This is a genomic window from Methylococcus mesophilus, assembly GCF_026247885.1.
Taxonomy (GTDB): Bacteria; Pseudomonadota; Gammaproteobacteria; order Methylococcales; family Methylococcaceae; genus Methylococcus; species Methylococcus mesophilus.
The window spans coordinates 3737231-3751447 of record NZ_CP110921.1 but is presented as its reverse complement, the minus strand read 5'-3'; the positions used below and the strand labels follow the sequence as shown (position 1 = coordinate 3751447).

Genomic DNA, 14217 nt, shown 5'->3' with positions numbered 1-14217 from the left:
TGCCATCGCCAACGGCGATGGCGGCCTCGCAAACGATCGATTTTCCCGCCCTCCCGCCTGCGGCATCCTGCCTCCGAATGTTCAACCTCTGGAGCAAGCCATGTATCGCTGGAACCCCGAAGACTACGCCCGCAACTCCGCCGGCCAGGAAGCCTGGGCGCGGGATCTGTTGGCCGGATTGAAGCTGCGGCCGGACGACGCGGTGCTCGACATCGGCTGCGGCGACGGGCGCATCACCGCCGCCATCGCCGACCGGGTGCCGAAAGGCCGGGTCGTCGGCGTGGATTTGTCACCCGACATGATCGGCCACGCCCAGGCGCACCATCACCGCCCCAATCTTGCATTCAGGCAGATTGACGCCCAGGCCCTGCCGTTCGATGCCGAATTCACTGCCGTCTTCTCCAACGCCGCCCTGCACTGGATCAAGGACCACCGGCCGGCTTTGGCCGGCATCGCCCGCGCCCTGAAGCCGGGCGGGCGCTGCCTGATGGAGATGGGCGGCCACGGCAGCGGGGCCGGGGTGATCGCCGCCTTCGAAGGCCTTGCGGAAGAAGACGAATGGCGCAGGCATTTCACGGACTTCGAATCCAGCTACGGTTTCCATGATGCGGAGAGCTATCGCCGCTGGCTCGGCGAAGCGGGCCTGCATCCGGTCAGGGTCGAATCGATCCCCAGGGACATGGTCCACACCGGCCGCGAGGCCTTCGCCGGCTGGCTGCGGACCGCCTGGCATCCGTATACTTCGCGGGTTCCGGCGGATCGCCGGGACCGCTTCATCGATGCCGCGGCCGAACGCTATCTGGCGGCGTACCCGCCGGATGCCTCGGGACGGGTGCACGTCGCCATGGTGCGACTGCAGGTGGAGGCGTACCGATAAACCGTCCTTTTAACTACTCACCGGCCACGATATTCGCCCATGGGCATTGCACTATTCGTCTTCTTTCTCGGCTGCGGACTGGCGATGTCCCACCGGCTGTTCGCCGAACACAGCCCCTGGCTGCGCGCCTGGGCAGGGCTGGCCGGCGGCCTGTTGGGACTCATCTGGCTGCCGGCCTCCACCGCCCTGCTGACCGGCTTCACGCCGCGCTGCCAGTGGATCGCGGCCGGCATGATGGGCGTCTTCACCCTGCTGACGCTGCGCTTCGCCTCCGCGCCGGTTCAAATGCCCCCCGCGGACAGGCCGAGCCGGGCGGAAATAGGCATGGTGGCGCTGTTCACCCTGCTGATCTGCCTGCTGCTCTACACCCACGTGATCTACCCCAATGCGGACGGCGGGCTCAGCGTGGGCCAGTCGACCTACGGCGACCTGGCCTTGCACCTGGGGATCGTCACCAGCATCGCGGAACAGGGCGAATTCCCGCCCGACTATTCGATCTTCCCCGGCCACCGGCTGAACTATCCGTTCCTGGTGAATTCGCTCTCCGCCAGCCTCTACCTGCTCGGCACGCCGCTGCGCTGGGCCGTTCTCCTGCCCAGCTTCGTCATGGCCTTCTGCGTGGTCGCCGGCTTCACCAGCCTGGCAAGGGAAATCCTGCAAAACCGATCGGCCGTGCTGTGGGCGCAGGTGCTGTTCTTTCTCAACGGCGGCTTCGGCTTTGCCTATTTCCTGGAAGGCGCCAGCAAGAATCCGGAAAACTTCTTCCGCATCTTCACCGGTTTCTACCAGACGCCCACCAACCTGGTGGAGGAAAACATCCGCTGGTCGAACGTCATCTGCGACATGCTCGTGCCCCAGCGCACTACCCTGGCCGGCTGGTGCTTCCTCATGCTGTGCCTGTGGCTGCTATATGTCGGCCTCACCCGCCGCCGGCGCAAGTATTTCGTCGCCGCGGGAATCGGCGCGGGCCTGTTGCCGATGATCCATACCCATTCCTTCCTCGGGCTGGGCATCATCTCCGCCATCTGGCTGTGGGTATACCTGGCGCAGCAGAGCCGGCGGACCGTCAAGCCTTATCTTCAGAATTGGATACTCTACGGGGCGATCGCGGTCGGCCTGGCGGCGCCGCAGCTTTTCGCCTGGACCTTCCAGCAGGCCGATGAAGGCGGTTTCCTGAAATTCCATTTCGACTGGGCCAACCACGACGACATCTGGCCCTGGTTCTGGGTGAAGAACGTAGGGCTGGTGTTCGTGTTGCTGCCCGCGGCGCTATGGGCGGCGAGCCGGCGCGTGCTGTCCCTATATTCCGGCGCCATCGGCATCTTCGTGCTGGCCGATCTGGTGCTATTCCAGCCCAACGAATACGACAACAACAAGCTGTTCTACGTCTGGTACCTTCTGAGCTGCATCCTGGTCGGCGGTTTCCTGCACGATCTGCACGGGCGCCTCGAAGGACTGCGCGGCCGCTGGATCGCCTCGGCGCTGATCCTATTCGTCGCAAGCTCCTCCGCGATCCTCTCGATCGGCAGGGAGGTCGTCTCCGACTACCAGCTCTTCGACCGCCACCAGGTCTTGGCTGCCGAATTCATCCGGGTCCATGCCCCGAAGGACGCGCTGTTCATCACCTCGGACAACCACAACAACGCCGTGGCCGCCCTGGCCGGACGGAACATCCTGGTCGGCACGCCCATCTACCTGTTCTTCCACGGCATCGGCTATGACACGCGCTGGTCCGAGCTGGAAAGGATGTACAGCGATCCCGGCGCCTTTCCCGAACTCAGCGCCAAATACAAGGTCGACTACGTCTATTTCAGCAGCTACGAGCGGGACAAGTTCAAGATCGACGGGCGCCACTTCGAAGAGCGCTATCCCAAGGTCTTCGCCTCGGGCGACATCGGTATCTACGCGGTCTCCGCCCGCGCGCAGGCCGCCGCGCGCGCCGCGCCTTAGCCCGGCATGTAAGGGATTGCGTCTCAGAAGGCGCCCAGGGGCAAGGCCGTCTTATCCAGCACCCGGCGCAGCACGAAGCTCGAATGCACGCCGGTCACGCCATGTATCCGGGTGATTCGGCACAACAGCAGTTCCTGGTAAGCCTCCATATCCCGCACCACGGCCTTCAACTGGTAGTCGGCATCCTGGCCGGTGATCAGCAGGCATTCGAGAATTTCAGGCATCCGCCCGATCTCGGCCTCGAAATGGCTGAAGCGCTCGGGCGTATGCTGGTCCATCGAGATGTAAATCAGAGCCGTCAACGACAAACCGAGCGCCCTCGGCTCGAGCAGCGCGCGATAGCCGGCGATCACGCCCGCCTCCTCCAGCGCGCGGACTCGGCGCAGGCAGGGCGAAGGCGATAAGCCAATGCGCTCGGCCAGATCCTGGTTGCTGATGCGCCCATCGTCCTGCAGCGCCTGCAGGATTTTCAGGTCGAAGCGATCGAGTTCCATAACTTTGTCTCGAACTTATCAATAAGAAACATCATTTCCATATCTTATATATCATCGCTATTTTATTGCTTATATAAGCAAATCATGGCCAGTAAACGCAAGCACATGCTCCTCGATCTTGCGTAGCATTTCACCCAGCCGAAATGTTCATCGCGCACGTCCAGGAGCCTGCATCGTGTTGAAGCAACCCGAAACCAAGTACAGCCCGTTTCCCCGGATCGACCTCCCCGACCGCCAGTGGCCAGGCCGGACCATCGCCCGCCCGCCCATCTGGATGAGCACCGATCTGCGGGACGGCAATCAGGCCTTGTTCGAGCCCATGGATGCTGAGCGCAAACTGCGCCTGTTCCGGATGCTCTGCGACATCGGTTTCAAGGAAATCGAAATCGCCTTCCCCTCGGCCTCGCAGACCGATTTCGATTTCGTCCGGCGGCTCATCGAGAACGGGCATGTTCCGGCCGACGTCACCGTCGAAGTGCTCACCCAGTCCCGGGAGCATCTGATCCGGCGAACCATGGAATCGCTGCGCGGCGCCCGCCGCGCCATCGTCCACGTCTATAACGCGACCTCCCGGCCCTTCCGAGACATCGTGTTCGGAATGAGCCGTGCGGAAGTCCTGGACATGGCGGTTTCCGCCGTGCGCCTCATCCAGCAATTGGCCGCCGAGCAGCCGGACACCGAGTGGGTGCTCGAATACAGCCCGGAAACCTTCTCCGGAACCGAGCTGGATTTCGCTCTGGAAGTCTGCGACGCCGTGACCGAGACCTGGGGAGCGACACCGGAGCGCAAGGTCATCCTCAACCTGCCGGCCACGGTGGAGATGGCGAGTCCCAATGTCTATGCCGACCAGGTCGAATGGATGCACGAGCGTCTCGCCCGCCGCAACGGCGTCATCCTCAGCCTGCACCCGCACAACGACCGCGGCACGGCGGTCGCGGCGGCGGAACTCGGCCTGATGGCCGGGGCAGACCGGATCGAGGGCTGTTTATTCGGCAACGGAGAACGCACCGGCAATGTGGACATCGTGACCCTGGCGCTGAACCTCTATACCCAAGGCGTATTGCCCGGCCTCGATTTCTCCGACATCAATGCCGCCGCCCGGACCGTGGAGCACTGCACCCAGCTGCCCATCCATCCTCGCCATCCCTATGCCGGCGATCTGGTCTTCACGGCCTTTTCGGGGTCGCACCAAGATGCGATCAAAAAAGGCTTTGCCGCCCAGCAAGCCGGCGCCTTATGGGGCGTGCCCTATCTGCCGATCGATCCTGCCGATCTCGGCCGCAGCTACGACTCGGTGATCCGGGTGAACAGCCAGTCCGGCAAAGGCGGCATCGCCTACCTGCTGGAAACCGAATACGGGGTGGCGCTACCTCGTCGTTTGCAGGTCGAATTCGCCGGCATGGTACAGCGTCATTCCGACGCCCACGGCGGCGAGCTCAGCGCCGCCGACCTCTGGCGCCTGTTCTCGCAGACCTACCTGAATGGGGAAACGCCGGTGAAATACGTGGAGCACCACCTCTTCGAACATGGCGCAGCCCAAGGCGTACGTCTGATCGTCGAGATGGAGGGCATGCCGCATTTGCTCACCGGAGAAGGCAACGGCCCGATCGACGCCGTCGTGCATGCCCTACGCAGCGCCGGCATCGATCTCCGTGTCCGCAGCTACGAAGAGCGCTCCATAGGCGTCAGCGGCGACGGCGGAAACGCCCGCGCCTGCGCCTTCGTCGAGCTGTCTCCCCGCCGCGGCGGCCGCGAATGCTATGGCGTCGGCATCGACGGCAATCTAGTGACTGCCTCGGTCAAGGCACTGGTGAGCGGCGTGAATCGGTTAGGATGCTCCGCCTTCACCAAAGCCGAAGCACGAGCATGCAAACCCCGATAGCGCCGGCGCCGATCGAACCCGAAACCGAACGGCTGCGCCTGCGCCAATGGCGTAAATCCGACCTGGAACCCTTCGCCCGGCTCAATGCCGATCCCAGGGTGATGGAGTATTTTCCCCAGCTCTTAGCCCGGGCCGAGAGCGACGCCTTGGCCGCACGGATCGGGGAGCTGATAGCACGGCGCGGCTGGGGGTTCTGGGCCGCCGAACTCAAAGCGAACGGGGAATTCATCGGCTTCGTCGGCCTGCACGTGCCATCCGCCGAGCTGCCGTTCTCGCCCTGCGTCGAAATCGGCTGGCGGCTCGCCTTCGATCACTGGGGCCGGGGCTATGCGACCGAGGCCGCGGAAGCGGCACTGCACGTCGGCTTCGCCGAGCTGAACCTGGCGGAGATCGTATCGTTCACTACGCTCGGAAACTCGCGTTCGCAGGCCGTGATGCACCGGCTCGGCATGCAGCGCGATCCACAGACCTTCCAGCACCCTGCGATCGCGGCCGGCAATCCGCTGCACGAGCACTGCCTTTACCGGCTGGGCTGCGAGGCCTGGTCGATCCGGCAGTCGGAAAGCCCTTTCAGCCCTCGCCCTTGACCCGGGACTGCAGATGCCCGGCGAGACGCTTCATGGCTATCGAAGCATCGCCGGGGGGAAGACGGACGTTGATGAGGCTCGGCATGCTTCGGTTGGCCAGCGCTTCGCTGAGCGCACTTTCAAACGCCGCTTCGTCGGGCGCGTCGTAGCCCTGTAGGGGGCCGAACACCTCGCCCAGCCGGTGGAAGCGCCAGTCGGCGATGTCGTTGAAGGCCCCGTCGAGGATGAAGCGTTCGGTGCTGTAACCGCGATTGTTGAACACCACCACGATGGGTGCCAGGCCGAGACGGGCATGGGTCGACAGCTCCGTACCGGTCATCTGAAAGGCCCCGTCGCCGACCAGGATCAGCGTCCGGTGGTCGGGACGCGCAATCTGCGCCCCAAGGGCGGCGGGCACCGCGAAACCCATTGAGGTATAGAAGGCGGACGCCAGAAATTCGCTGCACCGGTGCACGCGCAGGGCGGTGGCGGCGAACAGGCAGTCGCCGACGTCGCACACTACGATCATGTCGGAGGTCAGCGCGCGGTCGAGCCGCTCCACCAGCCGGGCGATCGTCATCGGCCGGTCCGGCGCGGGAAAGTCCCACGGTTCCGGCCATGCCGGCACCGGAAACGCCTCGCCCCGAGCCTTGGCGGACCGCGCCAGGGCCGTGACGAAGTCCGCGAGCAGGACGCGGGGATAGCGGTGATGGCGAATCACGACCTCGTTCTGGGCGGCGCGGACGATGCGCTGCGGATCGAGACGCGCCGTGTAGATGCCCGTGTCCACGTCGTTCAGCGTGACCCCGAGCATCAGCAGGAGGTCGGACTGCTCGACCATGTAGCGCGCGTTTTCCGTGCTCATCGCGCCCTCGTACACCCCCAGATAGGCGGGATGGCGCTCGGCGAACACCGACTTGCCGGTTAAGGTCGCCGCCACCGGCAGGCGCGCCTGCTCGACGAGCCCGACGAGGGCGTCCTGGAGCCCTCGCCGGTGCAACTCGACGCCTGCAAGGACCACCGGCGACACCGCACGGCCCAGGAGCTCCGCGGCCTCGGCGACCGCTTCCGCCAGGGCCGAATCGTCGCTGAAAGGCGCTTCCGGGATTTCCTGCGGAATCGGATATCCCGGCGCCATCACCCGGTCGGCGGGAATCTCGATGTACACCGGCTTGCAATGCTGGCGGGCGGCCGCGAGCGCACGCTCCACCTGCCGGAACGCGATCACCGGATCGTCCAGCACCACGGCGGCGCAGGTGATCCGTTCGAATATCTCGCGCTGAAACCGGAACGGCCCGAAGCGGTGGTGGATCAACGGGTCTTCCCTTTGCTCGCGCACCCCCGGCGCACCGCTGATGACCACCACCGGCGAGGATTCCGCATAGGCGCCGGCGACGGCGTTGACGGTGTTGAGCGCACCGACCCCGTAAGTCACCGCCAGCGCGCCCATACCCCGGCAGCGGGCATAGCCGTCGGCGGCGAAGGCGGCGGTGTCCTCCCGCGTGGTCCCGATATGCCGGACGGGACCTTTGGCCATCAAATCGTAGAAGCCAAGCACGTAATCGCCGGGAACGCCAAAGATGTGCTCGACACCCGCCTGGTAAAGGCAGGTGAGCAGATGTTGTCCGATAGTGCCGGGATCCTCTGTGTCCATCGCCCCTCCCGCAGGTGAACGTAAATGCTACGAACCGAACGGATGCTCCGGAGGACTCTGCCAGTCCTCCATGAGCCGTGCGAGTTCCCCTTCGGACGCCAACGGCGAACCGGCGAGCTTCTCGATGACCCGGCGGCGGTCCTCGGCCGACCGGTTCTGACTCAGCTTGAATTTGCCCTGGAGTTCGGTCACCTCGATCTCGAAAGCCACGATCCTGTCCAGCAGCCGGCCATCCCCGGTCTCGAATTCCCACGGATCGGGCAGACGCGACTCGTAGGCAGCCGTCATCCGCCTGAGCATTGCCGTGCATTCAGCCTTGTCATCGACGATCCTGGGCATTCCCTTCACATGGACGACCGCGTAGCCCCAGGTCGGCACCGCAGACGAGGCATACCACGACGGAGACACGTATGCATGCGGCCCGCGGAATACCGCGAGCGCGGGCATTCCCCGGTCCAGCAGCCGCCAATGGGGGTTGGCTCGCGCCAAGTGGCCGGACAATCTACCCTGGGATCCCCCCGCCGGATCGAACAGGAGCGGAAGATGGCTGACCATCGGGGAATCGCCGTCTATCGATACGAGCATGGCGAAAGGATGATTCCGCAGAAAGGCGGTCAGCCGTCCGAAATCCCTTTCCGCGAAAGGATCGGGGGTATAGAAGGGTGCCGTCATTCGAGCCGTTCCCGATCTGACGCGTTGTCCTGGGCATAAGCCGCGAGCAGCAACAGGGCAGCGCCGGCCATTATTGCGACATCGGCCACATTGAAAATACCGGTACGGAAGTTCCCGAGGCCGATATTCAGGAAGTCGATCACCGCGCCCTGGTTGGATACACGGTCGATGAGATTGCCCACGCCGCCGGCGATCAGCAAAGACAGGCCGGCGACATTCGCAGGAAGCAGGTTCCGACGCAGCAGGACGAAAATCAACAAACAGACCAAGCCCAGACCATTTGCCAAGGTGAATACCCAGAACCGGAGGTCTTCCGGCAACATCGAACCCAGGCTCAAAAACGCGCCCGTATTCTCCGCATACTGCAGCCGGAACAAATCGCCAAAGAAGGAGACGCCGGAACCCGGTTCGAGGCAAGCCCTGGCAGCTTCCTTGGTCACCTGGTCGCAGCCCACGCTGGACGCCAAGATCGTGAACACCAGGGCTAGTCGTTTGACCGTCGTCATCGCAATATTTTCCTCATTCAGATCCACTCCACCGGCAAAGAGCGACGACCGCATCCTGCCATCCTTTTCCCGGAGCCATCGCGCCTCCGGTTAACATAAACCACGGCGGCCTTTGGGTACAGCAAGCCGACGGGGGAAGGCGCTATTTTTCGATGCCCCGGAAACCGCTTGGGATCGGAGTGGGGAGCGACCGGAACGCCGCCGGGTCGCGGGGCGTCCAGGCAGCGCGGTGAATCATGGAGACGTCCTAAGGAGAGAAGCGGACCGTACGTGGACGCGGCCCGCCCCCGCAAGTTTCGCCCCGCTTACGGTGCCGGGACCGCCACGCGGTTGACCGGCACGATCTGCGGCTGGTAGTAAAACACTTCGCGGCTGCCCGGATCGACCAGCACCTTCAGCCATTGCACGTCGTTGGTGCCGTTGCCCTGATTGTCGCCGAAGGTTTCGACGCGGGTGAAGTTTTCGAGCCGGCGTCCCTGGACGTCCAGGAACGGCCTGTCGACGCGGAAATAATGCGAATCGCCGTGCACGTAGGCGACCGGCCGGCGGAATGCGATGACCTCATCACGCAACGCGCTGAGGAACTCCTGGAAGCCGTCGGGGTAGCCATCGGTTTCCGCGAGCGTCTTCGGATCGCGCAGCGGCGCCCGCTCCGGATCGTTCAGGTCCCAGCCGGGATTGGCCTGCGAAATGAACATGACGGCTGCGGCCTTGCGGGTCTTGGCCAGTTCGAAGGTTTCCTTCATCCAGGCGATGTTGGCCGCGTTGCGTGCGGCATATTCCACCGGATCGGGCTTGACGTCGCAGAGGTTGTTGCACGAGCCCTGCACGTTCATGGTGGCGTAGATCACCCGGCCGACGCTCCAACGGCGGTTCTCGACGCAAGCGACGTAGGAACCGTCCGCCCCGAGGCAAAGCGGACTGGTCTGGACTTCCTGACGCATGCGGCGCTGCCCGAGGGAGAACGGCGTGCCGAAGAACAGCTGTCGCTCCTTGTCGAGCTGGGCCAGGGAGTTGTAATTGGGTTTGCGGTCGCAATCGGTCCAATCATTGTCGCCGGGCGTGAACATGGCGGGCGCCTTCAGCGCATTGAAATAGCCGAGGGCCGCGGTGTATACCGCGTCGGTGCACTCGCTGCCGCCCGATTTCAGATCGCCGTCGTGGACGGTAAAGGCGAGGAACTGAGCGTTCATGTCCTCGATCAGATTGTCGACACCGGCCGCCTGGGCCGTGGAATACGGCAGATCGCCCCAGAGCCCGATGGCGTAGGGATAGCCACGGCCCAGACCGTCGGCGGAAACGTTCGGCGAAGCCATGGCGGCAGCCGCCAGCAGCGGCAGGGACAATGCCCCCGCACCCAGTCTGCGCACCGCCCGCTGAACCGATCGAAAATCTCCCAGGTGTTTCATGATGCCCTCCAGTTTGTCGAAAAATTTGCCGAGCCGGGGATGCTAGAAGGGTTTGTTTGCAGGACGGTGACGAGAGCGGCGCTCTGAAAAATGTCGCGGGAAATCGGAGCAATTCGGGATTTTGTGCCGGTTAACCCGAGTTGTTTACTTGGAAATTAATCAGGACTAAAATGGTCCGGAATTTGAGCAGGTGCCGCGATGCTGCGAATAAGCAAACTGACCGACTACGCGATCATCATCCTGGGCCAGATGGCCCGCGCCGACGAACAGACCTTCGCCGCGGCCGAGTTGGCGGATCAGACCTCGATCGCGATGCCGACCGCGAGCAAGATCCTGAAGGCGCTGGCACGAGCCGGAATCGTGACCTCGACCCGCGGCGCCCGCGGCGGCTACGCCCTGGCACGGAAGCCGGAACACACCAGCGTCGCCAGGATCATCGGCGCCCTCGAAGGGCCGATCGCGCTCACCGAATGCAGCGCCGAACAGGCGCTTTGCCAGCAGTCTTCGTCCTGCGATGTCCGCAGCCACTGGAACGTGATCAACCGGGCGGTGCAGACCGCGCTGGAGTCGGTCAGCCTGGCGGACATGATCCGCCCGGTATCCGCCTCGACGGACGAAGTGCCGATTTCGCTGGCACGGCTGCAGCCCCAACCCCGATAAACCTCAGAGCAACGCCATGTCCGCCACGGCAGAAACCCTGGACCGCCTGATCAAACAGGAATACAAGCCCGGCTTCGTCACCGAGTTGGAAACCGACACGCTTCCGCCCGGCCTGAACGAGGACGTCATCCGCGCCATTTCGCAGAAGAAAAACGAGCCGGAATTCATGCTGGAATGGCGCTTGAGCGCCTACCGCCACTGGCTGACGATGCAGGAACCGCGCTGGGCCTTCGTCGAGTACGAGCCAGTGGACTATCAGGCCATCAGCTACTATTCCGCGCCGAAAACCATGGACCACCCGAAATCCCTGGACGAGGTCGATCCCAAGCTGCTGGAAACCTACAACAAGCTGGGCATCCCGCTGTACGAGCAGGAAAAGCTGGCCGGCGTGGCGGTGGACGCGGTGTTCGATTCCGTGTCGGTGGCGACCACCTTCAAGGACAAGCTGGCCGAAGCCGGCGTGATCTTCTGCTCCATGTCGGAGGCGATCGAGAAACATCCGGAACTGGTCCGGCAATATCTGGGCAGCGTGGTGCCGGCGGGAGACAATTTCTTCGCGGCGCTCAACTCGGCGGTGTTCTCGGACGGCTCCTTCGTCTACATCCCAAAGGGCGTGCGCTGCCCGATGGAGCTGTCGACCTATTTCCGCATCAATGCGGCCAAGACCGGCCAATTCGAGCGGACCCTGATCGTCGCCGACGAGGGCAGCCACGTCAGCTACCTGGAGGGCTGCACCGCACCGATGCGCGACGAGAACCAGCTGCACGCGGCGGTGGTCGAACTCGTCGCGCTGGAAGGCGCCCAGATCAAGTACTCGACCGTGCAGAACTGGTATCCCGGCGACGAGGAAGGCCGCGGCGGCATCTACAACTTCGTCACCAAGCGAGGGGACTGCCGGGGCGCGCGTTCGAAGATTTCCTGGACCCAGGTGGAAACCGGCTCGGCCATCACCTGGAAATACCCCAGCTGCATTCTGCGCGGCGACGACTCGGTCGGCGAGTTCTACTCGGTGGCGGTCACCAACCACCGCCAGCAGGCCGATACCGGCACCAAGATGATCCACATCGGCAAGAATACCCGTAGCACGATCATATCCAAGGGCATTTCCGCCGGCCGTGCCCAGAACAGCTACCGCGGACTGGTGAAGGTCCTCAAGAGCGCCGACAACGCCCGCAACTACACCCAGTGCGATTCGCTGCTGATCGGCGACCGTTGCGGGGCGCACACCTTCCCCTACATCGAGGTGAAGCAGCCCTCCGCCCAGGTCGAGCACGAGGCGACGACCTCGAAGATCAGCGAAGACCAGCTGTTCTTCTGCCAGCAGCGCGGCCTGTCGGCGGAGGATGCGGTCTCCATGATCGTGAACGGCTTCTGCAAGCAGGTCTTCAAGGAACTGCCCATGGAATTCGCGGTGGAAGCCCAGGCGCTGCTGGGCATCAGCCTGGAAGGCAGCGTCGGTTGAATCAGATTAAGAACCCCATGAGCCTGTACATGAACACCCTGCTCCGCATCGAAAACCTGCACGCCCGCGTCGAAGGCAAAGCCATCCTCAAGGGCATCGACCTCACCATCAGGCCCGGCGAGGTCCACGCCATCATGGGCCCGAACGGCTCGGGCAAAAGCACGCTGTCCAACGTCCTGGCCGGGCGCTCCGGCTACGAAGTGACCGAAGGCACGGCGACCTACCGCGGCCAAGACCTGCTGGGCCTGCCGCCGGAACAGCGCGCCCGCGAGGGCGTGTTCCTGGCCTTCCAGTACCCGGTGGAGATTCCCGGCGTCAGCAACATCTATCTGCTGAAAGCGGCCTACAACGCCATGCGGCGCCATCGCGGCCTGAACGAGGTCGACGCGCTGGACTTCCTGAAGCTGGTCAAGGAAAAAACCAAGATCGTCGACCTGGACGAGCAGTTCCTGTACCGGGGCGTCAACGAAGGCTTCTCGGGCGGCGAGAAGAAGCGCAACGAGATCCTGCAGATGGCGATCCTCGAACCCACATTGTGCATCCTCGACGAGACCGATTCGGGCCTGGACATCGACGCGCTCAAGGTGGTGGCCGACGGCGTCAATTCGCTGCGTTCGCCGGACCGCGCCTTCATCCTGGTCACCCATTACCAGCGCCTGCTGGATTACATCAAGCCCGACCGCGTCCACGTCCTGGCGCACGGCCGTATCGTAAAATCCGGCGACGCAGGTCTTGCGCACGAACTCGAACAGAAGGGCTACGGCTGGATCGAAGCGGCCGCCGCGGGGGCCTGAGATGAGTGCGCTATCTCACAGCCTTTACGTTGATTCGTACCGCGAACCGGCCACCCACGAACCTGCCTGGCTGAGCCGGCTCCGCCGGCAGGCGCTGGCGCGCTTCGAGACGTCCGGCTTTCCCTCCCCGCGGGACGAAGAATGGCGCTACACCCATGTCACGCCGATCGAGCGCAAGCTGTTCACCGCGGCGACCGGTCCCGCCGATATCGCGACCGCCAACTCGCTGATTGAGGGCTACCGGATCGCGGATGCCTGGTCGCTGGTATTCGTCGACGGCCTGTTCGCGCCCGAGTTGTCCGAGCGGAACGGCCTGCCTGCCGGCGTGACGCTGGACAACCTCGGCTCGATACTGCAAACCGATGCGACCTGGCTGGAATCCGCGCTCGAACCGGAAGCCGAGCGGCACGGCTTCGTCGATTTCAACACCGCCTTCTTCACCGACGGCGCCGTGCTGCGCGTGGACGAGGGCGTCGTGCTGGAAAAGCCGGTCCAGCTGTTCTTCGTCTCGACCCGCAGCGAGGGCCGGGCCACGCTGCGCAACCTGATCCGAATCGGCAGGAACGCCGAGGCGCGCGTCGTCGAAACCCACGTCGGCACCGCGGAGACCGGCTATTTGGGCGCCGTGGTCAACCAGATCGAAATCGGGGACAACGGTGGCCTGAACCATTACAAGCTCCAGCTCGACGGCGGCAGGGCCTACCACTTCGGCGGCAGCTACGCCCGCGTCGCCCGCGACGGCCGCTTCGGCCATCACACTTTGTCGCTGGGAGGGCTGCTGGTCCGCAACGAAACGCATGCCCGCCTCGCCCACGCGGCCCAGACCGAGATGAACGGGTTGTTCCTGAGCGAGAATCGCCAGCACGTCGACAACCACGTCCGGGTGGACCACGACGAGCCGCACGGCGCCAGCCGCGTGACCTACCGGGGCATCCTCAAGGACCGCTCGCGCGGCGTGTTCCAGGGCCGGATCGTGGTGCACGCGGACGCTCAGAAGACCGACGCGGAAATGAACAACCGCAACCTGCTGCTGTCCGAAGACGCCGAGATCGACATCAAGCCGCAGCTCGAGATCCATGCCGACGACGTGAAATGCGCCCACGGCGTCACGATCGGCCAGCTCGATCCGGATTCAGTGTTCTACCTGGAATCGCGCGGCATCGACGCAGCCACGGCCCGCGAGATGCTGACCTTTGCCTTCGCGGCGGAAATCGTCGAACGGATGCGCCCCGACCCGTTCCGCGAGCTGCTGCGTGGCATGCTGCTGGCCCGTTTCCCGAACGCAAAGTGA

13 protein-coding genes are annotated in these 14217 nt (G+C 64.1%); 8 read left to right on the top strand and 5 right to left on the bottom strand.

Going from position 1 to position 14217, the window contains the following annotated elements; translation table 11 throughout:
* Window positions 1–100 precede the first annotated feature (100 nt).
* Window positions 101–877, top strand: coding sequence for a methyltransferase domain-containing protein (locus tag OOT43_RS17800; protein WP_266022016.1), 777 nt, complete (start codon window positions 101–103; stop codon window positions 875–877).
* A 39-nt stretch (window positions 878–916) separates the two neighbouring features.
* The gene (locus OOT43_RS17795) at window positions 917–2827 is read left to right on the top strand and encodes a hypothetical protein (RefSeq protein WP_266022014.1); all 1911 of its coding nucleotides are present in this window, start codon (window positions 917–919) and stop codon (window positions 2825–2827) included.
* Window positions 2828–2850: 23 nt separating this feature from the next.
* Here OOT43_RS17795 and OOT43_RS17790 read toward each other — a convergent pair whose 3' ends face one another.
* Complete coding sequence (locus tag OOT43_RS17790) at window positions 2851–3321, bottom strand: Lrp/AsnC family transcriptional regulator (protein WP_266022013.1); 471 nt, start codon at window positions 3319–3321, stop codon at window positions 2851–2853.
* 175 nt (window positions 3322–3496) lie between these two features.
* Between OOT43_RS17790 and leuA the strand changes: the two genes are divergently transcribed.
* Both leuA and OOT43_RS17780 read left to right on the top strand, forming a co-directional pair.
* Entirely contained in the window at window positions 3497–5203 is a 1707-nt protein-coding gene (gene leuA / locus OOT43_RS17785; RefSeq protein WP_266022012.1) for a 2-isopropylmalate synthase, read from the top strand.
* Window positions 5188–5790: a GNAT family N-acetyltransferase gene (locus OOT43_RS17780; protein ID WP_266022011.1), complete on the top strand. Its 603-nt coding sequence runs from the start codon at window positions 5188–5190 to the stop codon at window positions 5788–5790. The genes leuA and OOT43_RS17780 overlap by 16 nt, the downstream gene beginning before the upstream one ends.
* Here the strand turns inward: OOT43_RS17780 and OOT43_RS17775 are convergent.
* The 4 genes from OOT43_RS17775 to OOT43_RS17760 all read right to left on the bottom strand — a co-directional run bounded on the left by OOT43_RS17775 (window position 5774) and on the right by OOT43_RS17760 (window position 10010).
* The gene (locus OOT43_RS17775) at window positions 5774–7423 is read right to left on the bottom strand and encodes an alpha-keto acid decarboxylase family protein (protein WP_266022010.1); all 1650 of its coding nucleotides are present in this window, start codon (window positions 7421–7423) and stop codon (window positions 5774–5776) included. The two genes, OOT43_RS17780 and OOT43_RS17775, sit on opposite strands and share 17 nt — an antisense overlap.
* Before the next feature lie 27 nt (window positions 7424–7450).
* A complete protein-coding gene (locus OOT43_RS17770) occupies window positions 7451–8095 on the bottom strand; it encodes an FMN-binding negative transcriptional regulator (protein WP_266022009.1) in 645 nt (214 codons plus the stop codon).
* A complete protein-coding gene (lspA, locus tag OOT43_RS17765; protein WP_266022008.1) occupies window positions 8092–8655 on the bottom strand; it encodes a signal peptidase II in 564 nt (187 codons plus the stop codon). Before lspA ends, OOT43_RS17770 begins: the two co-directional genes overlap by 4 nt.
* 251 nt (window positions 8656–8906) lie before the next feature.
* On the bottom strand, window positions 8907–10010 hold the full coding sequence (locus OOT43_RS17760; protein WP_266022006.1) for a hypothetical protein: 1104 nt from the start codon (window positions 10008–10010) through the stop codon (window positions 8907–8909).
* A gap of 198 nt (window positions 10011–10208) precedes the next feature.
* On the opposite strand from OOT43_RS17760, the gene OOT43_RS17755 reads away from it, so the two are divergent.
* From OOT43_RS17755 to sufD, 4 genes are read left to right on the top strand one after another with little or no spacing between them, the layout of a single operon-like run.
* Window positions 10209–10670 carry an SUF system Fe-S cluster assembly regulator gene (locus OOT43_RS17755; protein ID WP_266022005.1) on the top strand — a complete coding sequence of 154 codons (462 nt, stop codon included), beginning with the start codon at window positions 10209–10211 and terminating at the stop codon, window positions 10668–10670.
* Between the two features lie 16 nt (window positions 10671–10686).
* On the top strand, window positions 10687–12132 hold the full coding sequence (gene sufB, locus OOT43_RS17750) for a Fe-S cluster assembly protein SufB (RefSeq protein ID WP_266022004.1): 1446 nt from the start codon (window positions 10687–10689) through the stop codon (window positions 12130–12132).
* A 38-nt stretch (window positions 12133–12170) separates the two neighbouring features.
* Window positions 12171–12926, top strand: a complete 756-nt coding sequence (gene sufC, locus OOT43_RS17745; protein WP_317134078.1) for a Fe-S cluster assembly ATPase SufC — start codon at window positions 12171–12173, stop codon at window positions 12924–12926.
* Between the two features lies 1 nt (window position 12927).
* A complete protein-coding gene (gene sufD / locus OOT43_RS17740) occupies window positions 12928–14217 on the top strand; it encodes a Fe-S cluster assembly protein SufD (RefSeq protein ID WP_266022002.1) in 1290 nt (429 codons plus the stop codon).